Raw genomic sequence first — 22,533 nt, forward strand, 5'->3', positions numbered from 1 at the left:
GGAGCGCACATGGCGGGAATGTTTCCCACCTTCGTTGCTGACCCCAACGACAGGAACCGGCGTTTTCACGGGAAGGTAGGCCCTACCTGGCCCGCCAGCCTGCGCGCCGCCTACTACGTGGCTCTCGCCGGTGCTGTATTGCTCTTGCTGACCGGCATGCTCATGCTCGCCAGCGGCGCACCAAAGGACGCGAACGCGGAGTTCGCGCAGGCTTTTACTACCAACATGCGCATCGTCGCTGGGCTGGATATCCTGCTCGGGCTGACCATCGCCGGGTGCTCGGCCTTCTTCGAACGCGGCGCGAAGGCTCCGCGCCGCGTCTTCGCCGCGGCGGTCGCCGTTGCCGTGTTTGTGAACATGGCCGGCTTTTTCATCGGCGTGGCAGGCTGGGCCGCTTTTGCGGTGACCCTGGTCTTGGTTGCCGCCCTGTTCTTGGCGTTCCGCCCGGCGGCGAACGCGTACGTGGACGAGCGCAGCGGTGACCTCTGGCGCAGCGTGGAAGGGTAAGAAAAGGAAGTGTCTGCAGAACAGCACGCCGCGCTGGAAGAATCCATCGACGCCGCCCGCGAGGCGGCGCGCGAATGCGGCATCGACTTAGATACCCCGCGCATTGGCGCGGACGGCAACCCGCAGTATCCAAACACCTCCTACGCCTTTGAGATGGAGGGGCTGGAAGACGCCCCGCAGCTCAAAGACATTGAGGAGGAACTCGAGGCGCTCGAGGGGGTCTCGGCGCGCCTGGTCTACAGCACGAAGACCGCCTGGGTGACGGTGCCTAGCACCACACCGATCGTGGAACTGGAGGACGTCTTCGCCCGCTTCGGGGTCACGGCCAAGCTCACCGACTCCACCCTGCGCCGCAGCGTGCTCGGCCGGGCGGCGGCGACGCGACCCAGCCCACGCCGCAGCGTGCGGGGCTTAAGCGGCCGCCGCCGGAGGCTGCGCCGCGACGAACAGCTGAGCCTTCGCCGCGCCCGCGCCCAAGGATTCGTGCGCAGCTCAGGCGAGGCGGCGCGCCGCCTGCGCGAGCGCGAGGACGTACTCTTTACCGCCCGCGACCTGGTCACCCCTCTGCGCATGTGGGTCGCGGTCCTGCTCACCCTGCCGGTACTGCTGCTCACCTACGTCTCCGCGCTTCAATTCGACGGGTGGCACTGGCTCTGCTTCGCGCTGACTACTCCGGTGGCGCTGTGGTGCGCGTTCCCCTTCCACCGCGCGATGGCGGGCGGGGTGCGACGCGGTATCTCGGCCCTCGACGGCGCGAGCTCGATCGCGATTCTCGCCTCCTACGTTTGGTCCGCCGCGGTGCTCGTGTTTACGGACGTCGGCAAGCTTTCTTGGCGCAACTACGGCGGCTGGCTCCCGCTGCGGATGGTGGAAGAACCAGCGCTGTTCTTCGAGGTCGCCTGCGCGGTCACCTCGCTGCTGCTCGTCGGCCGTTTCTTCAGCATGCGCGTGCGCCCGCACCTGCAGCAGGAGCTTTCCGTGCGCGCGCCCGGCGCAGAGTCGGAGTACATGGTGCGCCGCCGCTCGCGCAGCGGCAAGGTGATCGAGGAGCCGCTGCCGGCCGCGGAGATCAACCGCGGCGACGACATCGTCATCGTCCCGGGCGCGATCATCCCCGCCGATGGGGAGGTCGTCGGTGGTTCGGGCCTGCTCGAGCCAGAGCTTATCGACGCCTACGAGTCCCGCAAGCTCAAAGTCGGCAGCAAAGTCTACGCAGGCTCCATCTTGCGCAAGGGCAAGGTGAAGATGCGCGTCTCCCGCGTGGGCCACGCCACCCGCTTGTCCACGGTGAACCGCTGGCTGGAGCGGGCCTCGCACCACCAGAACGCGACCACGATGATCTCTACGCAGGCGGCGAGCATGCTCATTCCGGCGGCCTATGTGCTGGCCGTGCTGGACTTCGGCATGTGGTGGCTGCTCACCGGTAACTTAAACGCCGCCTTTGCCACGGCCCTGGCGATCCTCGCGGTGGTGGCACCGGTCGCACTTGCCATCTCCACGGCGCTGGCGATCCGGCTGGGCATTGAGTCTGCGGCGCGAAACGGCATCCTCGTGCGTGACGGTTCGACCTTCCGCATCCTGGAGGCCACCGACACCGCGGTGTTTAACCGGGTAGGCACACTGGTGGAGCCGACGATGACGGTGGAGACGGTCACCGCCGAGTACGGCGAGGACCCGGACCTCGTCTTGTCCATCGCGGGTGCGCTGTCGGTCGAGTCCGATCACCCCTCCTCCCGCGCGCTGGTCAAGGCGGCACGCGAGGCGCGCGACAAGCGCGACAAGGACGACGGCGGGCCGAGCTGGATCGAGCTGACCCAGGAGGACACCACCCCGGACGGCTCTGTGCGCGGCCGCCTGACGCTGACCTACGAGGATCAGCACACCGAGAACCTCGAGGCGATGCTGTGGCGCCCGACGAACCTTTCGCAGCTCAAGGGCCGACTCTCGCTGGCGGCAACGGCCGGGGGCACACCCGTCGTGGTGCGCTGGAAGGGTCGCGACCGCGGAGTCATCACCCTGTACGACCCACCGAAGGAGGACGCGATCTCGGCGATCGACCGACTCGAGTCCATCGGGGTAGAAACCGTGATGCTCACCCGCGACACCTACCCGGTGGCGCGCCGCTTCGCCGACTTCCTGGGCATCTCCAAGGTGCTCGCCGGCATCACCGCCCCGGATAAGCCCCACGCAGTGCGTTCCCTGCACACGAAGGGCGCGACCGTGGCGATGGTGGGCGACCACTCCGCCGCGCGCACCCTGCGCGTGGCCGACGTGAGCATCCTGTACGCCGACGACTCCATCCTGGGCGCCGAAATCGGCAAGGTGGATCAGCTGTGTAACGTGCTGCTCATCCGCCGCGATGTGACCGCGGTGCCGCAACTGGTGGAACTCGCGCGCCGGGTGTGCCGCACGATCGACTCCAACATGCTGGTCGCCTGGACGTACAACCTGGTCGCGGTGCTGCTCGCCATCGCTGGCGTGCTGCCTCCGGTGGGTGCGACGGCGCTGATGTTGGGCAGCTCTTTAGCCATCGAGTTGCGTTCGGTCCGCGTGCGTCATTTCCCGGCCTAATTTTTCCCGCGTAAGCTGGGGGACCATGACCAGACGCGACCTTTCTTCTGCCCCGTTCATTGAGGCCGCAAACGGCCGCACCCCCTCGCGCACCCCGGTGTGGTTCATGCGCCAGGCCGGCCGCTCCCTGCCCGAGTACCGCAAGGTACGCGAGGGTATCCCCATGCTCGATTCCTGCTTCATGCCGGAGCTGCTCGCCGAGATCACGCTGCAGCCGGTGCGCCGCCACGACATGGACGCGGCGATCCTGTTCTCCGACATCGTGGTGCCGCTGAAGGCGGCTGGGGTGGGCGTGGAGATCGTGCCCGGCCGTGGTCCGGTGATGGAGCAGGCGATTACGACGCGTGCGGACGTCGATAAGCTGCCCGTGCTCGACCACAACGTGGACGAGGTGGCCAAGGGCATCGAGATTATCCTCGATGAGCTCACCGACACCCAGGCCCTGATCGGGTTCGTGGGCGCGCCGTTCACGCTGGCCAGCTACCTCATTGAGGGTGGGCCGAGCAAGAACCACGAGAAGACGAAGGCGATGATGCACGGCGATCCGGAGACCTGGCACGCGCTGATGCGCCGCCTCGTGCCCACGATCACTACTTTCCTGCGCACGCAGGTCGACGCCGGCATCGACGCGATGCAGCTGTTCGACTCCTGGGCCGGCTTCCTCACCGAGGCTGATTACCGCGAGCACGTCCTGCCGTACTCGGTGGAGATCCTCAAGGAAGTCGAGGGCGTGATCCCGCGCATCCACTTCGGCGTGGCTACCGGCGAGCTGCTCGGCGCGATGAGCGAGGCCGGCTCCGAGGTGATGGGCGTGGACTGGCGCGTGCCTCTCGACGTCGCCGCGACCCGGTTCGCCTCCCCGCGCGTCCTGCAGGGCAACCTGGACCCCGCGATGCTCTTCGCCGGTTCCGCTGTGGTGGAGGAGGAGATCCGCCGCATCAAGGAGGAGGCCGCCCGCGCCATCGAGGCGGGCGACGCCACCGGCCACATCTTCAACCTCGGCCACGGCGTGCTGCCGACCACCGACGCCGGTGCGATCACCGACGCCGTCGCAATGATCCACGAAGCATAAAAGAAGGAGCGCTCCATTGAATATCGCCATTGTCGGTGCAGGCCTTGCCGGGCTGACCGCAGCGTTTGAGCTGCGCGATTCCGGCCACACCGTGGACGTCTACGAGGGCGGCGACCGCATCGGCGGCAAGCTTTACACCGTGGCTTTCGACGGCGGGCCGACCGATATGGGCGCGGAAGCCTTCATCGCGCGTCGCCCAGAAGCCAAGCAGCTTGTCGACGAGCTCGGGCTCGCCGACTCCCTCGTCAGTCCCTCCGGCATGCGCTCGCTGCTCTACGTTGATGGCGAGACCCGCGCGATGCCAGCCGGCGGGGTGATGGGCATCCCGTCCACCTCGGAGCCGGTGGCGCACCTGGTCAGCGAGGAAACAGCTCGGCGCATCGACGAGGAAGGCCAGCGCGAGGGCTTCGCGTGGACCGTCGGCGGCGATATGAGCGTCGGCGCCCTGGTGCGCGAGCGCTACGGCGACGACGTGGTGGACAACATCGTGTCTTCCCTGCTCGGCGGCGTGTACTCGTGCACCGCCGACGACCTGGGCGTGCGCGCCACCGTGCCGCAGCTGGCCGAGGAGTTCGACCGCCTGGCCGCCGACGGCCCGGTGCACCTGTCCACCGCCGTGGCCAACCTGGAGGCGGCGCGCAAGAAGGCTGCGCCTTCCTCCGGCAAGCCCGCGCCGATCTTCGCCACCTTCCGCGAGGGCTACCAGGAACTCTACGAAGCACTTGCCGAAAAATCCGGCGCCAATATCTACGTCGACGCGTTCATCTCCGCGATCAGCTGCGAGGGCGAAGGCTACCGGCTCAAGGGCGGCGAGGATACCGTCTACGACCGCGTCCTTCTGGCCACGCCGGCACCGACGACCGCGCTGCTGCTGCGCGGCATCGCCCCGGAGGCCGCCGAGACGCTGCGCGCCGTCAAGCTGGCTAATTCCGCCGTTGTCGGCCTGCGCTTCGCCACCGACGAGGGCCTGCCCGAGAACTCCGGCGTACTGGTTGGCACCGACGCGGATGACGTCCACGCCAAGGCATTCACCCTGTCTTCCCGCAAGTGGCCGCACCTCGCGGAGCGCGGCGGGGCCCTGGTGCGCGCCAGCTTCGGCCGCTACGGCGATACCGTGGCGATGACCGCCAGCGAGGACGATCTCGTGGACTGGGCGTTGGATGATCTGCAGACCATCACCGGCTTCGACGGCCGCGCCGCTGGCGTAGAGGAGATCTTCGTGCAGCGCTGGTTCGGCGGCCTGCCGCGCTACGACGAAACGCACCTGGCCACGGTGGCTAGCGTCAAGGACGCGCTGGCGGATGTCCCCGGCGTTGGCGTCGCCGGTGCCTGGGTCGCAGGGGTGGGCGTGCCCGCCGTGATCGGCAACGCGCGTGAGGCGGCCCGCGAGCTGGTGTAGGGGGCTCGTTATGTAGCCAGGCCACCGGCTAGATAGCGATAGTTGGACCTCGATTATCCTGAAAATCCGGGGACTATCGAGGTCCAACTTGCGAACTTTGGCCGCTGCAACCTACCCGAGCGGCTTGCCCTGCTGCTCCGGCAAGACGAACGCCGCGGCCGCCGCCACCGTGAACGCGGCGGCGAAGACTGCGAAGACGCCGGCGTGGCCGCCGAAGGCCAGCACCGGCGGCACGATCAACGGGGCGAGGATGGACCCGACGCGCCCGAAGGCCGCGGCGGCACCGGTGCCAGTGGCGCGGATCTGGGTGGGGTAGAGCTCCGGTCCGATGGCGTAGAGGGCTCCCCAGGCACCCAGGTTGAACAGGGAGAGCAGGCAACCGGCGGCGATGATCTGCCAGGGCGCCGCGGCGAAACCGTAGAGCCCGGCCGAGATCGCGGAGCCGGCGAGGAAGACGGCCAGGGTAGTGCGGCGCCCCCACACCTCAATCAGCCAACCAGCCAGGGCGTAGCCGGGCAGCTGGGCGAGTGTGATGATCAGGGTGAAGCTGAAGGATCGGACGAGGCTGAAGCCTTGGTCGACAAGCAGCGAGGGGATCCAGGTAAACGCTCCGTAGTAGGCGAGCGAGACGCAGAACCACACCGTCCAGAAGGCGAACGTGCGGGCGCGCAGCTCCGGGCTCCAGATGTGGGTGCTTTCGCTAGCGGGTGCATCCGGAACCTCCACGGGGGCAAGCTGCTCCGGCGCCACGCCCTCCTCAAAGCTGCGCACGACCGCCTCGGCCTCTTCCTCGCGGCCGCGCGATTCGAGGAAGCGGACGGATTCCGGCAGTTGCATGCGCACCCACAGCGCGTAGAAGGCCGGGACGGCACCGAGTGCCAGGCCCCATCGCCAGCCGTTTTCGCCCTCGGCGACGACGAAGGTGCCGATGATGGCGGCCAGGATCCAGCCCGCCGCCCAGAATGCTTCCAGCCACACCACCATGCGCCCGCGCACTTTCAGTGGCGCGAACTCGCTGACCAGGGTGGAGGCGACGGGCAGCTCCGCGCCGAGTCCGAGGCCGGTGAGGAAGCGGAAGATGAGTAGGACGGCCACCGAGCCCGCGAGTGCGGAGGCCCCCGTGGCCAGGCCGTAGAGCAGCAGGGTAATGGCGAAGACGTTGCGTCGCCCGATCTTGTCGGCGGCGAGCCCGCCCAAAGAGGCGCCGATGGCCATGCCGATGAAGCCGACGGAGGCGATCCAGCTGGTGGTGGTTTTCTCCAGATCCCAGTGCACGGCGAGCGCGGCGATGACGAAGGAGACAAGCCCGACATCCATCGCGTCGAGGGCCCAACCGAGCCCCGAGCCAACCAGGAGTTTCTTGTGTTTTGGTGTGACGGGGAGCCGGTCGAGTCGTTGCGTGCGGGTCAGTGCCTGTGTCATGGAGAAAACTCTAGACCACACCTTGGGCGGGGCTGGGTAACGACTGCTAATCTGCTGGTATGAAGAAGCATCTGGGACTCGTGTTGGCCGCGACCTGCTCGGCGGCAATCGTGGTGGCACCGCAGGCAGCGGCGGAACCCGTGACGCAAGAGCGCTGCGTCGCGCTTGTCGACGCCGTGAGCAACGCCACCGGCGCACAGCGCTCCGCCGAGGACACCGAGCGCGCAGCGCAGGAGGCGCTCGCACAGGCGCAGCGCGACGTCGAAGCGGCAGAGCAGGAGCGCGCGGCCAGCGCGAACATGGTCGCAGACGCCGAGCGCGCGCTTGCTTCCGCGACCAAGGAGCGTGACGGGGCAAAGGAGGCGGTGCCGGAGGGGGTGACGGTGGCGTCGGCAAGCAAGGGGCTCGAGGACGCGAAGGCGGGCGCGGAAGCTGCGCGAACCGCGCTCGAGGACAGCAAGGGTGAGGCGCAGACGCAGTTCGATCGCGGCTCGCTCGGCTTCTTCGAGGCGATGGGGGCCGAGGACGCCGTCGCCGAGCTGCGCACTGACTACCGCTACCCCAACCAGGATCCGTTTAGCGGGCAGACCGGGTACCGCATCGCGGACGATACGCGCATCGGCGCCGCGGACGACGCGACGCATCTGGACAACATGAAGGCAGCGATCGCATGGCTGCCGGAGGCGAACGAGCTGCGGGAAAGCGACGGCCAGCCCGCACTGCCGGTCGCGGATGTCCTGATGGCGCAGGCGCAGGTGAACATCAACTGGTCGCAGCAGCTGCCGCGCGGGCACTCGGATAACGGGTGGGACAACCTGTCGTGGAACTACGAGAATCCTTTCGACGGGTGGTTCCACCGCGAACGTCCGATCTACTTCGAAGCGCAACAGCAGGGTAGGGACCCGTTCTCTGCAGGCGCGGGCCACTACATGGCACTGGTGAACCCTGACATGCGCGCGACTGGGTTTGCGGTGAACACGGAGGAGTTCTACCACGACGGCTACCCGTGGACCGTGGCGCACGCGCAGAGCTTCGCCTACGACTGGACGCCGGATACGACATATTCGGTTGCGGAGTACACCGAGCGCTTCAACGCGTACTACGATGGGCTCGTCGATGCCATCGAGCATGGTGACGCGGCGAAGCGAAAGGCGCTGGAGCAGCGCGAGGGCGAGGTGACCCACGCGCAGCAGATCCTCGAGGCGGCCTACGCGCTGGACGCGGCGGAGCAGATCGTGACCACGCGCGCCCAGGAGCTCGCCGCAGCGAGAAAGGCGCAGCCCGCCCGCGAGGCTGCTGCCGCGGAAGCACTTAATGAGGCGAAGCAGGTCGCAACCACGCGCGCGCAGGAAGCCGAGGCAGCCCGCGCTGCCGCCGCCGAGGCCCGCGCGAAGACCGAGGCAGCCGAGTCCGCCTACCAGTCGGTGAAGCAGGAGTGCGCGAAGCTGACCGGCGCGGACAAGGACGGCTCTTCGACCGGCGGCATCATCGCCGGGGTGGTACTTGGCCTGCTCGCAGTTATCGGGATCGTGGTGGCGCTGAACCCGGGGCTGCTCCCGCAGTTCTAACAAGCAGCGCCTAAGTAGGTAGACTTCCTGCCTATGTCGAGCGAGGAACACACCGGCCCACAGGCAGAGCAGGAGTGGTGGGAGCAGCCAGGCATGCCCTGGAACGAGAAGCCCACCAAGGCCGATTACTGGTGCCTGGGCTGGTTCGGATTCGTCGGCCTGTTCGGGCTGGCGATGATCCCGCTGCGCGCCTGGCTATTGGGCCTGGACCCGCCGATTCTTCTGGCGGTGACGGGATCTCGGATTGGTGCGGCGTCGACGGGTGCGTTGGCGTCGGTAGGCGAGGCCCAGCACTGGCTCTTCTACCTGCTCATTGGCTCGCTGGTGGCGATCAAGTTCGACTGGATCTACTGGTGGGCCGGCAAGCTGTGGGGCCGCGGCATCCTGGAGGTGCAGGCCCAGAATTCGAAGCGCACTGCGAAGAATATTGCGCGGGTGGAGCAGTGGGCGATGAAGCTGGGTTGGCTGGGCATCTTCTTGGCGTACGTGCCGATCCCGCTACCGATCGCGTTTGTGGTGTTCGTGCTGATGGGCATGACGAATATGCCGCTGTGGAAGTTTTTGGTGCTGGACTTCGTGTCCAAGACGATCTGGTCGCTGGGCTACTTCGCGCTGGGCTGGTCGATTGGCGAGCCGGTGGTCTTCGTGCTGGAGCAGTACGCGCGGGTGGCGAATTGGATCGCGATCGGCCTGCTGGTTGTCATCTTCATTGGCATCTTCCGCAGGCAGGGCAAACAAGCCAAGTAAGCCGGATGGCCTAGGATTGGCGGGTATGACTACTTCGGCCAAGTACCCAACGTCCGCTCATACCTCCCGCTCCGCCGCGCTGTGGGAGCGCGCGCAGCTGACCACGCCGGGCGGGGTGAACTCGCCGGTGCGCGGCTTCGGCTCCGTGGGCGGCCAGACGCGCTTCATCGAGAGTGCGCACGGCAGCTCGCTTATCGACGTCGACGGCAACGCCTATGTCGACCTCATCAATTCTTGGGGGCCGATGATCCACGGCAATGCGCACCCGGAGATCCTCGCGGCGGTCGAAGAGGCGATGGCCAAGGGCTTGAGCTTCGGTGCGCCGACTGAGGCGGAGGTAGAGATCGCGGAGATGATCGTGGGCCGTACCTCGGTGGAGGAGGTGCGCATGGTCAACTCGGGTACCGAGGCGACGATGTCGGCGGTGCGCCTGGCGCGCGGCTACACGGGCCGGTCCAAGATCATCAAGTTTGACGGCTGCTACCACGGCCACGTCGACGCGCTGCTCGCCGCTGCAGGCTCGGGTATTGCGACGTACTCGCTGCCGGACTCGCCGGGCGTGACCGGCGCGCAGGCCGCGGACACGATCGTGGTGCCGTACAACGACATTGAGGCGGTCAAGGCCGCGTTCGCGGAGAACGAGGGCGAGATCGCTGCGGTGATCGCCGAGGCGGCAGCCGGCAACATGGGCACGGTCGCCCCGCAGGACAGCTTCAACGCGAAGCTCAAGGAGGTAGCGCACGCCAACGGCGCGCTGCTCATCCTGGACGAGGTGATGACGGGCTTCCGCACCTCGTATGCCGGTTGGTACGGCGTGGACAACGTCGCCGGTGACCTGACCACCTTTGGCAAGGTCATCTCCGGTGGTCTGCCAGCAGCTGCTTTCGGTGGCCGCAAGGAGATCATGGAGCGCCTCGCCCCGAACGGCCCCGTCTACCAGGCGGGCACCCTGTCCGGTAACCCGGTGGCGATGGCCGCGGGCATGGCCTCGCTGCGCCTGGCCTCGGAGGAGATCTACCCGGTGCTGCAGCGCAACGCGGACACGCTGGCGAACATGGTCTCGGCAGCGCTGGAGCGCGAGGGCGTGGCGCACCACGTGCAGCGCGCGTCGACAATGCTGTCCTTCCGCTTCGCCGAAGGCGAAGGCCGCAACTTCGCGGACATGAAGGCGGCGGATACCTTCCGCTACGCCCCGTTCTTCCACGCCCTGCTGGACAACGGCGTGTTTGCCCCGCCGAGCCCGTTCGAGACCTGGTTTGTCTCCACCGCGCTGACCGACGAGGACTTCGGCCGCATCGAGGAAGCCCTCGTGCCTGCGGCGAAGGCCGCCGCGCAGGCGGTGGCGCCGAGTGAGTAAAACCACTGTCCACCTCGTGCGCCACGGCGAGGTCTACAACCCGAAGAAGGTGCTCTACGGGCGCATGCCCGGCTACCACTTGAGCTCGCGGGGCCGCTCGATGGCGGCTGTGACCGCGCAGTTCTTCGCCGGGCGCGACGTGACCTACCTGGCGGCGAGCCCCTTGGAGCGCGCCCAGGAGACGGCCGCGCCGATCGCGAAGGTCACGGGTCTTGAGGTCCAGACCCGCGAGGACATCATCGAGGCGGGCAACACCTTCGAGGGCCTGCGCACGAAGGGATGGCGCAGCCAGCTTCTACACCCAGTGCGCTGGCGGCACATGGTGAACCCCTTCGAACCGAGCTGGGGCGAGGCCTACGTGGACATCTGCGAGCGCATGTGCGCCGCGGTAGAAGATGCCCGAGACAAAGCGGAAGACCACGAGGCGGTGCTGGTGAGCCACCAGCTGCCCATCGTGATGGTGCAGCGCTACGTGCAGGGCAAACGTCTAGCGCATGCGAGCCGCGAGTGCGATCTGGCCAGCGTGACTTCACTTGTGTTTGACGGCGACGTTGTTGTTGACTGGTCGTATACCACCCCCGCCGAGAAGATTTGAGAGGTACCCACGTCATGCGCAGAAGCGTCCGCCTGCTCGCGGCCCCCATGGCGGCACTGCTGCTGCTCACCGGCTGCTCGTCCGACGGCGGGTCGGAGACCTTTGCGTTCCACTCGCCGGGCGGGCAGACCGAGATCTTCTACGAAGAGGCTGAGCGCAAGCCGGTGGAGGACTTCCACGGTGAATCGCTGAGGGAGCCGGGCGAGGAAATCCGCTTAAGTGACTACGAAGGCGAGATCGTCATCCTGAACGCATGGGGCCAGTGGTGCGCCCCCTGCCGCGCCGAGGTGGACGATCTGCAGGAGACGCAGGACGAGCTTGAGCGCCGCGGCACCGGCACGGTGCTGGGAATCAACGTGCGCGACTACCAGCCGGAAATCTCCCGCGACTTCCTCACGGATAACCACACGACGTACCCCTCCATCTACGACCCGCCGTTTAAGACCGCCTCCTTCCTCGGCGGCGTGCCCAGCTCGGTGATCCCCACCACGATCGTGCTGGACGCGCAGCACCGCCCGGCTGCGGTGTTCCTGCGCGAGGTGACCGCCCAGGATCTGCTGGATGTGGTGGACAGGCTCGAGCAGGAGGACGGCGCTTAAGGTGGGCGAGACGTTTGCGGACCTCGTAGCGAGCGGCCCGCTGCTGCTGGGCATGTGTGCCGCAGCAGCAGCCGGGCTGGTCTCTTTCGCCTCGCCGTGCGTGATCCCGCTGGTGCCCGGCTACATGTCGTATCTGACCAGCGTGGTCGGCGGCGAGATGCGCATGGATGAGCACGGCCCGCAGGTGCAGTCCCGCAAGTGGGCAGTCGCGGGCGCGGCAGGGCTCTTCGTCGCCGGTTTTACCGTGGTGTTTCTCTTAGCCACGGTGTCGGTGTTCGGGGCGATCAGTCTGATTAGGCTCAACGCCGAGCTACTCATGCGCATCGGTGGCGTGGTCACCATCGTGATGGGCATCGTCTTCTTAGGCGCCATCCCGGCCCTGCAGCGCGATACGCGCATGCAGCCGAAACGCGTAGCCAGCTGGCTTGGCGCGCCGCTGCTCGGCGGCGTGTTCGCCCTGGGCTGGACGCCGTGTCTGGGCCCAACGCTCGCGGCGATCATCTCGGTGTCGGTGGGCACGGAAGGCATGACCGCGGCGCGCGGCGTGTTGCTGGTGGTGGCGTACTGTCTGGGGCTGGGCCTGCCGTTCGTCCTGGTGGCGCTGGGTTCGGCGAAGGCGGTGCGCAGCGTCGATTTTCTGCGCCGCCACTCGCGCACAATTCAAATCATCGGCGGCGTGCTCATGATTCTCGTGGGCGTCATGCTGGTGTCGGGCCTGTGGGACCTGTTTGTTGGCTGGTCGAGGCAGTGGATCGTTGGATATGGAGCGACGGTGATTTAGGTGAAGCAAGTGTGGACGTGGCTGCGCAAGGCGTGGCACTGGCTGACCAGTATGCGCACGGCACTCGTGCTGCTTTTCCTGCTCTCGCTGGCCTCGATCCCGGGCGCGCTGTTGCCGCAGCGCAACGTGAGCGAGTCGCTGGTCAACGACTACCTCGACGCCAATCCGACGATGGGGCCGATCTACGATCGCCTGCAGCTTTTCGACGTCTTCAGCTCCACCTGGTTCGTCGCCATCGTCACCCTGCTCATGGTGTCGCTGATCGGCTGCATCATCCCGCGCTCGATCGACCACTGGCGCGCCTACCGCGCCCAGCCCACACGCGCCCCGCGTTACCTCTCCCGCATGCCGCTGCACGCACAAGGCGAGGTCGTCGGCAGCCGCGAGGAGGTCGAGGCGAAGGTCCGCGGCCTGCTGAAGCGCTGGCACGTGGCCGCCTACTCGCCAGAGGAGGACCGCGCGGGCACCTATTCCATCTCGGCGGAGCGCGGGTATACGCGCGAGCTGATGAATCTGCTGTTCCACATCGGGATTGTGGGCATGATCGTCGCTTTCGCCGCGGGCCGCATGGTCTACTACGAGGGCCAGGTCATTGTGGTGACGAACTCGGAGTCGGAGTACGCGGTGCCGGTGGAGCAGTCCACCGAGTTCTGCAATACTTCGCCCGCCAACTTCGACGTCTTCCGCGCCGGCCCGCTTTTCGACGGCACCGGGCTCACCCCTTTCTGCATCGATGCCAAAAACTTCCGCGCCGAGTACCTGAACAACGGCCAGGCGAACGGCTTCTGGTCCGACATCACCTACACGGATGACCTGAGCGCGCCGAAGGAGAGCTGGCAAAAGGCCACCCTGGCGGTGAACCACCCGCTGCGCATCCACGGCGACCGCGTCTACCTGCAGGGCCACGGGTTTGCCCCGCAGGTGACGGTGACGTGGCCGAACGGGGAGTCGCGCACGCAGATGATGCAGTTCCGCCCGAATGATTTGCAGACCTTCCTGTCCTCCGGCGTGATGCGTTTCGACCCGCCGGCGGGTATGTACCCGGACCTTCAGGAGCGTCGCCAGCACCAGATCGCCCTGGAGGGCAACTTCGCCCCGACAGCGCAGTGGGGTGGCACAGACGGTGACACGCTGGGCTCCGCCTTCCCAGCCATGGATAACCCGGCGATCTCAATGGACATTTACCGCGGCGACTCGGGGCTGGACTCGGGCCGCCCGCAGAACATCTTCGTGCTGGACCAGATGCTCATCGCCGATGGTCGCCTGCAGAAGGTGGAGCGGGTCAACCTCGCCCCGGGCGAGGAAGTCACCATTGACGGCGGGGTGAAGGTGCGCTTCGACGGCGCGGCCGAGTATGCCAACTACCAGATCTCGCGCGACCCGACGCAGATGTGGGCGCTGCTCGCATCCACGATCATGCTGGTCGCCCTGGCCGGCTCACTGACTATTAAGCGCCGCCGCATCTGGGTGCGCCTTACACCGGCCGCGGGAGGCGTCACCGCCGTGGAGATCGCGGGCCTTGCGCGCACCGACCGTGCTGGATGGGGCCCGGAGTTTCGGGAGCTTGCCGCCGAGATCCTTGGGCAGGCGGAGGAAGATGACCCCGAAGAGGTGGATGACCTCGGATAACCTTGGAAAACAAGGTGTCGATAAGGTAAGTTGACAACCATGCTTGTCAACACCACCATGGCGGAGCTGTCCGATCTCACGTTTCGCACTGCATTCATCATTTACATCGTCGCGCTTTTGATGTCGTGCGTGTACTACGGCCGCGTCCTCGCGGTCGTAGACGCGCGCCGTGAGCGCAGCGAGAAGCGCATGCAAGAGCATGCGGAAGCTAAGGTTGCGGTCGGCGCGGGCGGTCCCGCGGTCGTCGAGAAGCAACTGCCCTCTGAGCAGGACCTGGATGAGGCGTACGAGGCGCGGGTGGCGAACGCCCGCAAGTGGTCGGGCATGACGCAGGCCCTGGTGTGGTTCGGTGTGGCCCTGCACCTGGTGGCTTTTGTCACCCGCGGTATCGCGGCGCAGCGCTTCCCGCTGGGCAACCTGTACGAGTACATCCTGTTTATGACCGCGGTGATTATGGTGGCTGCCGCGATCGTGATTGGGCGCAAGGGCTGGCACACGATTTGGCCGTGGCTGCTGTTCCCGATGGTGGTGGCGATGTTCCTCAACTCGACGGTCTTCCACATGAAGGCCGCCCCGGTGGTGCCGGCGCTGCAGTCCTACTGGCTGCCGGTGCACGTGTCCACGGTGTCGATCGGTGCCTCGGTCGGTATCGTCTCCGGTGTGTTCGCGCTGCTGTACCTGCTGCGCATGTGGCAGCCGAAGGGGGAGGAGCACGGCTTCATTGGCAAGATTGTGCACCCGTTGCCGTCGGCAAAGACGCTGGACCAGATCACCTACAAGACGGCGATCATTACGCTGCCGCTGTTTGGCATCGGCATCGTCTTCGGCGCGATCTGGGCCGAGGTGGCCTGGGGCCGCCCGTGGAACTGGGACGCGAAGGAAACCGTGTCCATGATCACCTGGATCCTGTACGCCGCCTACCTGCACGCGCGCGCAACCGCGGGTTGGAAGAATTCGAAGGCTGCGTGGATTAACGTGTTTGCCCTGGCGATGACGATCTTCAACATGACGTACGTGAATACGGTCATCGCCGGCCTGCACTCGTACGCTGGTCTGAACTAGGGGAGCGCAGTACATGAAGGTCCTCATTACCGGTGGGGCCGGCTTTATCGGCTCCACCATCGCGTCCTGCTGCGAAGACAACGGGATTACCCCGGTGATCCTGGACGACTACTCCACCGGCCTGCGCGTCTTCGCCGAGCGCTTCGCCCACTACGAGGGCGACATCGCGGACGTGGCGCTGCTTCACCGCATCATGGACGAGCACCCGGACATCGAAGCCGTGGTCCACTGCGCCGCGAAGATCATCGTGCCGGAGTCCGTGGCCAAGCCGCTCAACTACTACGAGAACAACGTGGGCAAGGCGACCACCTGCGTGCGCGCGCTCGCCGAGCGCGGCGTGAAGCGCGTCCTGCTCAGCTCGACCGCGGCGATGTACGCGGCCGACGAGCGCCTGCTTGTCGACGAGCACAGCGCCTGCGACCCCTCCAGCCCGTACGCTGCGTCGAAGTGGATGCTGGAGCGCGTGCTTGCCGACGCCGCCGCGGCCGGCCTCATCCAAGCCACCTCCCTGCGCTACTTCAACCCGATCGGCGCCGACCCCAAGCTACGCACGGGCCTGCAGAACCCGGCACCCTCGCACGCACTCGGCAAGATGATTTCCGCCTACCAGGCGGGCGAGCCCTTTACCGTCACCGGTGTCGAGTGGCCCACCCGCGACGGCTCCGGCCTGCGCGACTACGTCCACGTGTGGGATCTGGCGCGCGCGCACGTCGCGGCGCTGCAGGCGGACCTTGCCGACTACGAGGTGATCAACCTGGGCACCGGCCAGGGCACGACCGTCTTCGAGCTCGCCGACGCGGTCGGCGAGGCGACCGGTACACCGCTAGAGATCCGCACCGCCCCGCCGCGCGACGGCGACGTCGCAGGTTGCGCTACCCGCACCGACAAAGCAGCCCGCCTGCTGGGCTGGCGCGCGGAGCGCAGCGTGGCTGATGGGGTGCGCGATTCACTTGAGTGGGCGAAGCGCCTGCCCGAGGTGCTTGAGCGGGGCTAGTTCTCGCCGTTTTCTTCGCGCCGGCGGCGGCGTTCTTCCTCTTCCCGGCGCTTGCGCTCCGCTTCCTCGCGGGCGCGGCGCTCCTTGAAGCGGTTCTTCTCGATGTTCCAGAGGAAGTCTTCATCATCGTCGGGCCCCTTAATCTGCGGGCGCTGCTGGGCCTGCTCGATGCGTTGCTGCGAGCCGGGCCCGAACGCGCGCCACATCAGGTAGATGGCAACGACGATGAGCACGAAAAGTAGTAGCCTTCCCATAACTTCCAACATACTTGGTTGCCGTCTAGGGTTAGGTATATGCGACAACAAGCCCCCGAGCTCGACCCCGCCGCCCGTTCCCGCGCTAACAAAGCTGCCGCGGTGTATGGCCTGTGCCGACTCGGGCTGTTCATCGCGCTGACCGTGGTGATCCAGGGGGCCGCGCTGCTCATCGGCGCTCCAGTGCCGCTGATCATGTCCGCACTGCTTGCCCTGATCGTGGCGTTCCCGCTGTCCATGCTGGTGTTCAAGCGTCAGCGCATCGAGGCCACTGAGGCGGTCGCCCAGTGGCGCGAGCAGCGCAAGGCACGCAAGGAGTGGATCGCCAGCGAGCTCGCTGAGCGCTAGTCTTAGCAGACTAGCGTTATCCGAAAAGTGCGGCGATGACCAGCATCGCCGGCAGCGAGAGGAACGTGGTGAGGAAGACGGTGTCGCGCGCGACCGTCTCGCCGACGCGGTAGGTGGCCGTGTAGTTGTACACGTTCTGCGCCGTGGGCAGCGCGGAGAGGATGAGTGCCGCGTAGAGCTGCGTGCCGTTCAGTCCCATGGCCGTGCCGACGAGCAGGGCGAGGGCGGGCATGGCGACGAGTTTGAGGGTGGTGGCGGTGAGCGTCGGCAAGCGCTCTTGCGAAAGCACACCATCTCCCTTGAGCGAGGCACCGAAGCTCATGAGAATCATCGGGATCGAAGCCCCGCCGAGGATCTCCAGCGGCGCCATCACCGGCTCAGGCACCTGCCAGCCGGAGGCCGAGACGGCGAAGCCCGCGAAGGCCGCGAGTACGACTGGGGCGGTGAGACCGGCGATAAAGGAGCTGCCGATCGAGCGCAGGCCTCCGCCCTCGGCGTTAAGCCCCGCGATGATGATGGGGGAGAGCACCGCCATTTGCAGGACGAGCGCGGGGATGACGTAGGTGGCGTCGCCAATCACGTAGGTGGCAATCGGCAGGCCGATGTTGACCGAGTTGTAGTAGCTTGACGACGCCGCCCCCGCCATCGTCTCGGCAACACTGCGGCGGAAGAACAGCGCGCTGAGCCCCCAGTAGATCGCCATCGTCGCCACCGAGGCAATGGCGATGACCCCCACCACGGGCGAGGCGAACGCCGAGGTGTCTGAGGTTGCCACGCTGGAGAAGATGAGCGCCGGGGTGGCCGCCCAGAACGCGATGCGGTTGAGTTGCAGGCGCGCCTCGCCTTTGCCAATTACGCCCTTCTGCGCGAGCAGGAAGCCCACACCGATCACGGCGAAGATGATGGCGAAGCCCGTCAACACGTCCAGCACGAGAAAAACAACCTTTCGCGAGACTTTCAGGATTACGTGAACATTGTTCCCTACGCTACTGGGCAGTGCGTCAAGGAGGTGCAAGCATGAATCAGCGCACGCGGCTGCTGGCCGTGAGTATTGCGGCCGGGCTCGGTCTGGCGGGGTGCGGCAACTACGTCAACGTCGAGGTCATCGGCGCATCTGGGTTCTCCCACAACGAGCAAGGCGAGATCATCGCTCACGTGCAGACCTGCGGGGAGTCCATCAGCCAGCTCGACATCGCGGCGGATCGGCTGGGGCTGGTTGACGACGAGCCAAACGAGGTCCTCGCACGCTACTTCGCCCCTGAAGCACAGTCCGGGCACATCCAGGTGAACCTGAGCGATCCCGCGCCGTGGGCGGAGCAATTGCCTCTCGACGCCACGTACCCCGACAACCGCGCCCTCCTCCTTACCCCCGCGCCCGACGACGATGGGGGCAACGGCGTCTTCCGCCCGGAGAAGACAATTGCGTCTGCGAGTGCGACGAAACGCGAAATCCTGGAGCAGCCAGCTGGTACCGTGCTGAGCGTAAGTGCCTACGATGGGAGTGTGCAGACGTGGACGGAAGAGGAGTTCAACGCGGCGTGCTAGCCGAGTCGGTTGTGTTTGTCCTCTTCGCCGTGGTCTCAGCTGCCATGCTGCTGGCGTCATCTTTGCTTGGCCCTGCTGGGTGGGCCGTGGTGCTGCTGCTCGGCCACCCGCTTTTGTCGCTGGCGCTTGCCGCCTGGGACACGGTGCGCTCTGAGAAGGTCAATTGGCTGTGGTGTGTCGTGCCGCCGGTGGTGCAGGCGCTCGAAATCCTCGTATTCATGAACCCAACTGCGTTGCCCTTCGTGGTGCTGGTGGCGCTCGGCGGCGCGCTCGGGCTTGGGTTGGGCTACGCAATCCTGCGAGCTCGCCGGGTTTAGAGTCCGCGGCCGCGGACTGTTTTGGGGCGTCCGCGAGTCTGCGGCCGCAGACTGTTTGAGGTTCCTCATCTGCCATTTCAAACTCGCGCGGTGTGCTTAAGCGACAAATGTCTCAATTTAATCACAACATGCGCTACCTGTTGCTCTCGAATATGTGTATGTATATAACGGAAGGCAAAACCGCCCACCCAAACCGCCGCGCCGCAGAATTGAGAGACCGTCATGGACCTTGTCATCCCGGAAGAAGAAAAACTCGCTGCTCAACTAGCAAAGAATATCCACGTCAACCACGATGATTCCACTGTTGCTCGCGCTCGAATGCTTGATGCCGTCGGACAGTTCGATGAGGAGGAGTGTGCGCCGCGCCTAGGTTCGAAAACTACCGCCGCTTGGTTAATACGTGATCTACGTATCCCCCGTAGTACTGCATTCGAGTATGTATTCGTTGCCAGAGGGATACGACGATATCGCATGCTTTATGAGTCATTCGAAAAAGCGCGGATTAGTTACACCACCGTCAGGTGGCTGTTGAACTACATGAATGAGGAGAACGAGGGCGAACTCGTCGCAGCCGCCGAGGCAATGTGTTTCTCCGAGCTTCAGCAGAAGCTTGCCGGTGTGGAGCCGAACGACGATAAAGACCCCACCGAGCCCTACTTCCGGCTCAACAAGCGCAAAGACGGGATGGTCCACCTCGATGTCCTCCTGCCAGCCGTCACCGGTGAGGAACTGCTCGCCGCGCTCAAACTCGCGCAGCTGGCCAACCACGGTCTTGACGGCGCGACACCCGAAGAGTTGGACGACCCCGAAGCGCTCGACGCGCTCCTGAAACAGGTGGAAGCCACCGAAGAAGCCTGCCCGGCGACGAAAGCTGCGCCTCCAGGTGCCAACCGAAAGAGCATCTGGGAGGACATCAAATCGACCGCCGAAGCGATTGACGGGGAGCACAACGCCTCGCGCTTCGGCCCACCTGAGCCCCGCAACTTTTACTCCGCCTTCATCGCCATGATCAACATGGTGCGCACCAGCCCCTCAAGCCCGCTCCGCACCCCAGGTGCGCACGTGAACATCATGGTCACCGAGGATGGCCGGGCTTGGATGCCCAACAACCTGCAGGCCAAATCCTCCGCGGTGGAAAGCTACATCGCCAATGCGATGGTCCGCTTCCACGTGCTGGATAGCCAGGGGTTGACGCTCAACGTGAGCCGCCAACAGCGCTTCGCCACGGACGGCCAGGTCGCCGCACTCCTGGCCAGCTGGGGCCACCAATGTGCCATGCCCGGATGTACGCATACCCGCTTCCTCCAGATGCACCACATCAAAGACTGGTCCCGCAACGGAGAGACGAACATGGACAACCTGCTCCCGCTGTGCTCCTCGTGCCACTCGCTCGTGAGCAACAACTCCGTGCATATCCGGCAGCGGGGTGGCGACATCCACTACCGTTTCGCCGACGGCACCCGCTTCACCGCCTACAACCGGGCGCACCCCACAGCCCCGCCGAAACCCAGCCCCCGCACGTGCGACGCCACCTGCACGGCCTGTACGGACGAAAAACAGCCCCAACAGTCTGCGGCCGCAGACTGTCAGGGCCAGGAAAACCGACAGCGCCAAGAGCGGCGCACACCTAGTGCGTCGTGTACGGCACCACCATGCCGGAACCCCAAAGCTGTAAACCCGTCACCGTGAGGGCGGCAGCGGTGAGGATGGACCACAGCAGCATGGCACGACCGTTCATACCTAGTACCGGGATGAGGTCCTTGCCCTGAGCGCGCTGACGTTGCACGGTCAAAATAGAGGACACAGCGAAAGGCAGCGCGGCAAACGCCACGAGCGCAAGCGAGTTGCCCAAAAGCAGCGTCACCGCAAACGGCGTCAGGGTCAGCACGGTAAACAGGCGGCGCGCACGCACCTCGCCGAGGCGTACTGCCAGGGTGTTCTTGCCTGCAAGCGCGTCCGAATCCAGATCGCGGATGTTGTTGGCCAAGTTCACCGACGCCGAAATCGCGCCAACCGCGATCGCCACCAGCCACCCCTCCGTAGTTAGCCAGCCCGCCTGGGTAAATTGCGTGCCCAGCACCGCGACGAGCCCGAAGAAGACAAACACAGCCAACTCCCCGAAGCCGTAGTAGCCGTAAGGCTTCTTCCCGCCGGTGTAGAACCAGGCCGCAGCGATACATGCCGCGCCAACCAACACGAGCCACCACGCGCTCATCACCGCGAGAATCACGCCCAGCACACCGGCAATAAAGAAGGAGGCAAACGCCGCGAGCTTCACGTCCTGCGGGCGCGCCAGCCCGGAGGCGGTAATGCGCGTCGGACCGGTCCGATCATCATCGGTGCCGCGCACCCCGTCGGAGTAGTCGTTGGCAAAGTTCACGCCGACGATCAGGGCCCACGCAACTCCCAGCGCCAGCAGGGCCTTGCCCAGGTGCATGCCGCCGTTGTAGGCCGCCAGGCCCGTACCGGCGATGACGGGCGCGAAAGCGTTCGCCCACGTGTGGGGACGCGCAGCCTGCCACCAGTCGTGAAAAGTCGCCGTCGCCCCAGACCCGCCAGAGCTACCCGCCCCAGAACCAGAATGCGCAGAGTCGTTTCCATTACCCGTCGTGTCAGTCATGCCTCCCATCATGCCCCGATTTGCCTCAGTCGGCTAAAGTTTTGGCACATGTGGATCGACTATGCGCTTCGGCAAGCTCTGGGCGGGGTTGGTGCATTGCTGCGCGCACCCCAGCTTCGGGTGGCCGCGCGCAAGTCTCCAGCACGCTTCCCTCAAGAGGGCAGCACGGTCATCTCGCTGACTTCGCATGGCCCGCGATTGAAGTCGGCGGTGGTGGCGATTTCCTCCCTGCTTGTCGGCACCAAGCGCCTGCCGGTCTACCTGTGGCTGGATAAAGAGGACTTCGAGGGCGAGTGGCCCAAAGGTCTGCACGCGCTCGTAGAGCACGGCCTCCAGGTGTGCTGCTCGGACGGGCACTACGGCCCGCATACGAAGTACTACGGCACCTTTCAGGAGTTCGCCGGCACCGGCACCCGCGTGATCACTGTCGACGACGACATGATGTACCCCAAGTGGTTCGCCGAAAAACTCCTCAACGCCTCCGACGCCGACCCGAACAATGTGGTGGCCTACCGCGCGCACGAGATCGTGCTGCACGACGGCCGCTTGGCTCCCTACAAGCAGTGGAAGTCCGTGCAGGATACGGATCCGGACCCGCGTCACTTCGCCACCGGGGTATCGGGGGTGGCGTACCCGCCGGCGATGGTGGATGCGGTCGCCGCGCAGGGCACTGCCTTCCTGGAGTGTGCCCCCCACGCCGACGACATCTGGCTCAATCGCTGCGCGCTGCGCTCGGGCCACTACGTGCGCCAGGTCTTCCCGCACCCGCGCGAGTTTTCTATGGTGCCGGCTTCCCAGGGCGTGGCGCTTGTGCGGGGCAATCTGCGCGGCGGCAACGACGCCCAACTGCGCGCCACCTATGCGCAAAAGGACTTGGGCTTGCTTATCGACGCCGCGTTGTCCCTCAACGAACCAGCCCACTAACCCCCGACGCACCGGGGCACTGCGCGGCAATGCCTACCTGTCGACCGCTGAGCATCTGAGCGGCGGCATGGGCGGGGGTGTTCGCCTCGACGATACAAAAACGTATTCCTGGACTTGTGCTTAAAGCACCCCTAAAATGTGATGTCATCTATCACCTCAGCTGTTTGGGCTAAAACTCTTCGGGCGAGGTGATGTGTACATAACCAAACACTGATAACGAGC

Annotated in this window: 22 protein-coding genes; 18 read left to right on the forward strand and 4 right to left on the reverse strand. The window is 65.8% G+C overall.

The window, feature by feature from the left end; genetic code table 11:
* The first annotated feature begins 9 nt into the window (after positions 1–9).
* Genes CIMIT_RS01320 through CIMIT_RS01335 form a run of 4 tightly spaced genes read left to right on the forward strand, consistent with a single transcriptional unit; the run spans position 10 to position 5,549 of the window.
* Entirely contained in the window at positions 10–507 is a 498-nt protein-coding gene (locus CIMIT_RS01320; RefSeq protein ID WP_038588038.1) for a hypothetical protein, read from the forward strand.
* 9 nt (positions 508–516) lie between these two features.
* The gene (locus CIMIT_RS01325; RefSeq protein WP_038588041.1) at positions 517–3,078 is read left to right on the forward strand and encodes a heavy metal translocating P-type ATPase; all 2,562 of its coding nucleotides are present in this window, start codon (positions 517–519) and stop codon (positions 3,076–3,078) included.
* 25 nt (positions 3,079–3,103) lie between these two features.
* Entirely contained in the window at positions 3,104–4,150 is a 1,047-nt protein-coding gene (hemE, locus tag CIMIT_RS01330; RefSeq protein WP_038588044.1) for a uroporphyrinogen decarboxylase, read from the forward strand.
* Between the two features lie 16 nt (positions 4,151–4,166).
* Positions 4,167–5,549 carry a protoporphyrinogen oxidase gene (locus CIMIT_RS01335; RefSeq protein ID WP_038588047.1) on the forward strand — a complete coding sequence of 461 codons (1,383 nt, stop codon included), beginning with the start codon at positions 4,167–4,169 and terminating at the stop codon, positions 5,547–5,549.
* Between the two features lie 111 nt (positions 5,550–5,660).
* Here CIMIT_RS01335 and CIMIT_RS01340 read toward each other — a convergent pair whose 3' ends face one another.
* Complete coding sequence (locus tag CIMIT_RS01340) at positions 5,661–6,971, reverse strand: MFS transporter (protein WP_038588050.1); 1,311 nt, start codon at positions 6,969–6,971, stop codon at positions 5,661–5,663.
* A gap of 59 nt (positions 6,972–7,030) precedes the next feature.
* On the opposite strand from CIMIT_RS01340, the gene CIMIT_RS01345 reads away from it, so the two are divergent.
* Genes CIMIT_RS01345 through galE form a run of 9 tightly spaced genes read left to right on the forward strand, consistent with a single transcriptional unit; the run spans position 7,031 to position 16,303 of the window.
* Positions 7,031–8,539: a CAP domain-containing protein gene (locus tag CIMIT_RS01345; RefSeq protein WP_038588053.1), complete on the forward strand. Its 1,509-nt coding sequence runs from the start codon at positions 7,031–7,033 to the stop codon at positions 8,537–8,539.
* A gap of 33 nt (positions 8,540–8,572) precedes the next feature.
* On the forward strand, positions 8,573–9,286 hold the full coding sequence (locus CIMIT_RS01350) for a DedA family protein (RefSeq protein ID WP_038588055.1): 714 nt from the start codon (positions 8,573–8,575) through the stop codon (positions 9,284–9,286).
* A gap of 25 nt (positions 9,287–9,311) precedes the next feature.
* Positions 9,312–10,643 (forward strand): glutamate-1-semialdehyde 2,1-aminomutase, encoded by a 1,332-nt coding sequence (hemL, locus tag CIMIT_RS01355; RefSeq protein ID WP_038588058.1) that lies wholly within the window; start codon positions 9,312–9,314, stop codon positions 10,641–10,643.
* Positions 10,636–11,238 carry a histidine phosphatase family protein gene (locus CIMIT_RS01360; protein ID WP_038588061.1) on the forward strand — a complete coding sequence of 201 codons (603 nt, stop codon included), beginning with the start codon at positions 10,636–10,638 and terminating at the stop codon, positions 11,236–11,238. The genes hemL and CIMIT_RS01360 overlap by 8 nt, the downstream gene beginning before the upstream one ends.
* Before the next feature lie 14 nt (positions 11,239–11,252).
* Positions 11,253–11,837: a TlpA family protein disulfide reductase gene (locus CIMIT_RS01365; protein ID WP_038588064.1), complete on the forward strand. Its 585-nt coding sequence runs from the start codon at positions 11,253–11,255 to the stop codon at positions 11,835–11,837.
* Positions 11,800–12,618, forward strand: a complete 819-nt coding sequence (locus CIMIT_RS01370) for a cytochrome c biogenesis CcdA family protein (RefSeq protein ID WP_051904697.1) — start codon at positions 11,800–11,802, stop codon at positions 12,616–12,618. The genes CIMIT_RS01365 and CIMIT_RS01370 overlap by 38 nt, the downstream gene beginning before the upstream one ends.
* Positions 12,619–14,247 carry a cytochrome c biogenesis protein ResB gene (locus tag CIMIT_RS01375; protein ID WP_038588070.1) on the forward strand — a complete coding sequence of 543 codons (1,629 nt, stop codon included), beginning with the start codon at positions 12,619–12,621 and terminating at the stop codon, positions 14,245–14,247. It abuts the gene before it with no gap.
* Between the two features lie 39 nt (positions 14,248–14,286).
* On the forward strand, positions 14,287–15,309 hold the full coding sequence (gene ccsB, locus CIMIT_RS01380; protein ID WP_038588073.1) for a c-type cytochrome biogenesis protein CcsB: 1,023 nt from the start codon (positions 14,287–14,289) through the stop codon (positions 15,307–15,309).
* Positions 15,310–15,322: 13 nt separating this feature from the next.
* Positions 15,323–16,303, forward strand: a complete 981-nt coding sequence (gene galE, locus CIMIT_RS01385) for a UDP-glucose 4-epimerase GalE (protein WP_038588076.1) — start codon at positions 15,323–15,325, stop codon at positions 16,301–16,303.
* Here the strand turns inward: galE and CIMIT_RS01390 are convergent.
* Positions 16,300–16,557, reverse strand: a complete 258-nt coding sequence (locus CIMIT_RS01390) for a hypothetical protein (RefSeq protein ID WP_038588079.1) — start codon at positions 16,555–16,557, stop codon at positions 16,300–16,302. The genes galE and CIMIT_RS01390 overlap by 4 nt on opposite strands.
* A gap of 39 nt (positions 16,558–16,596) precedes the next feature.
* Between CIMIT_RS01390 and CIMIT_RS01395 the strand changes: the two genes are divergently transcribed.
* The gene (locus tag CIMIT_RS01395) at positions 16,597–16,905 is read left to right on the forward strand and encodes a DUF4229 domain-containing protein (RefSeq protein WP_070763416.1); all 309 of its coding nucleotides are present in this window, start codon (positions 16,597–16,599) and stop codon (positions 16,903–16,905) included.
* 16 nt (positions 16,906–16,921) lie between these two features.
* Here CIMIT_RS01395 and CIMIT_RS01400 read toward each other — a convergent pair whose 3' ends face one another.
* Positions 16,922–17,836, reverse strand: coding sequence for an AEC family transporter (locus tag CIMIT_RS01400; protein ID WP_038588084.1), 915 nt, complete (start codon positions 17,834–17,836; stop codon positions 16,922–16,924).
* 86 nt (positions 17,837–17,922) lie between these two features.
* Between CIMIT_RS01400 and CIMIT_RS11980 the strand changes: the two genes are divergently transcribed.
* The 3 genes from CIMIT_RS11980 (at position 17,923) to CIMIT_RS01415 (ending at position 20,456) form a co-directional block, all read left to right on the forward strand.
* The gene (locus tag CIMIT_RS11980; protein ID WP_051904698.1) at positions 17,923–18,450 is read left to right on the forward strand and encodes a hypothetical protein; all 528 of its coding nucleotides are present in this window, start codon (positions 17,923–17,925) and stop codon (positions 18,448–18,450) included.
* Positions 18,451–18,461: 11 nt separating this feature from the next.
* Positions 18,462–18,767, forward strand: coding sequence for a hypothetical protein (locus CIMIT_RS11985; RefSeq protein ID WP_144311790.1), 306 nt, complete (start codon positions 18,462–18,464; stop codon positions 18,765–18,767).
* Positions 18,768–19,304: 537 nt separating this feature from the next.
* Positions 19,305–20,456, forward strand: coding sequence for an HNH endonuclease signature motif containing protein (locus CIMIT_RS01415; protein WP_157727797.1), 1,152 nt, complete (start codon positions 19,305–19,307; stop codon positions 20,454–20,456).
* Here CIMIT_RS01415 and CIMIT_RS01420 read toward each other — a convergent pair.
* A complete protein-coding gene (locus tag CIMIT_RS01420) occupies positions 20,395–21,387 on the reverse strand; it encodes a 1,4-dihydroxy-2-naphthoate polyprenyltransferase (RefSeq protein WP_051904701.1) in 993 nt (330 codons plus the stop codon). The two genes, CIMIT_RS01415 and CIMIT_RS01420, sit on opposite strands and share 62 nt — an antisense overlap.
* Positions 21,388–21,435: 48 nt before the next feature.
* Here CIMIT_RS01420 and CIMIT_RS01425 point away from each other — a divergent pair, with 48 nt between their 5' ends.
* Complete coding sequence (locus tag CIMIT_RS01425) at positions 21,436–22,311, forward strand: hypothetical protein (RefSeq protein ID WP_038588090.1); 876 nt, start codon at positions 21,436–21,438, stop codon at positions 22,309–22,311.
* The last annotated feature ends 222 nt before the right edge of the window (positions 22,312–22,533 follow it).

It is taken from the genome of Corynebacterium imitans (genome assembly GCF_000739455.1).
In the GTDB taxonomy this organism is placed as follows: domain Bacteria; phylum Actinomycetota; class Actinomycetes; order Mycobacteriales; family Mycobacteriaceae; genus Corynebacterium; species Corynebacterium imitans.

What these genes read in the sequence shown, in the direction of transcription:
- CIMIT_RS01320 (WP_038588038.1), top strand. Translation starts at nt 10, where the DNA reads ATGGCGGGAATGTTTCCCACCTTCGTTGCTGACCCCAACGACAGGAAC.
- hemE (WP_038588044.1), top strand. Translation starts at nt 3,104, where the DNA reads ATGACCAGACGCGACCTTTCTTCTGCCCCGTTCATTGAGGCCGCAAAC.
- CIMIT_RS01340 (WP_038588050.1), bottom strand. Translation starts at nt 6,971, where the DNA reads ATGACACAGGCACTGACCCGCACGCAACGACTCGACCGGCTCCCCGTC.
- CIMIT_RS01345 (WP_038588053.1), top strand. Translation starts at nt 7,031, where the DNA reads ATGAAGAAGCATCTGGGACTCGTGTTGGCCGCGACCTGCTCGGCGGCA.
- CIMIT_RS01350 (WP_038588055.1), top strand. Translation starts at nt 8,573, where the DNA reads ATGTCGAGCGAGGAACACACCGGCCCACAGGCAGAGCAGGAGTGGTGG.
- hemL (WP_038588058.1), top strand. Translation starts at nt 9,312, where the DNA reads ATGACTACTTCGGCCAAGTACCCAACGTCCGCTCATACCTCCCGCTCC.
- CIMIT_RS01365 (WP_038588064.1), top strand. Translation starts at nt 11,253, where the DNA reads ATGCGCAGAAGCGTCCGCCTGCTCGCGGCCCCCATGGCGGCACTGCTG.
- CIMIT_RS01370 (WP_051904697.1), top strand. Translation starts at nt 11,800, where the DNA reads ATGTGGTGGACAGGCTCGAGCAGGAGGACGGCGCTTAAGGTGGGCGAG.
- ccsB (WP_038588073.1), top strand. Translation starts at nt 14,287, where the DNA reads ATGCTTGTCAACACCACCATGGCGGAGCTGTCCGATCTCACGTTTCGC.
- galE (WP_038588076.1), top strand. Translation starts at nt 15,323, where the DNA reads ATGAAGGTCCTCATTACCGGTGGGGCCGGCTTTATCGGCTCCACCATC.
- CIMIT_RS01390 (WP_038588079.1), bottom strand. Translation starts at nt 16,557, where the DNA reads ATGGGAAGGCTACTACTTTTCGTGCTCATCGTCGTTGCCATCTACCTG.
- CIMIT_RS01395 (WP_070763416.1), top strand. Translation starts at nt 16,597, where the DNA reads ATGCGACAACAAGCCCCCGAGCTCGACCCCGCCGCCCGTTCCCGCGCT.
- CIMIT_RS11980 (WP_051904698.1), top strand. Translation starts at nt 17,923, where the DNA reads ATGAATCAGCGCACGCGGCTGCTGGCCGTGAGTATTGCGGCCGGGCTC.
- CIMIT_RS01415 (WP_157727797.1), top strand. Translation starts at nt 19,305, where the DNA reads ATGAATGAGGAGAACGAGGGCGAACTCGTCGCAGCCGCCGAGGCAATG.
- CIMIT_RS01420 (WP_051904701.1), bottom strand. Translation starts at nt 21,387, where the DNA reads ATGACTGACACGACGGGTAATGGAAACGACTCTGCGCATTCTGGTTCT.
- CIMIT_RS01425 (WP_038588090.1), top strand. Translation starts at nt 21,436, where the DNA reads ATGTGGATCGACTATGCGCTTCGGCAAGCTCTGGGCGGGGTTGGTGCA.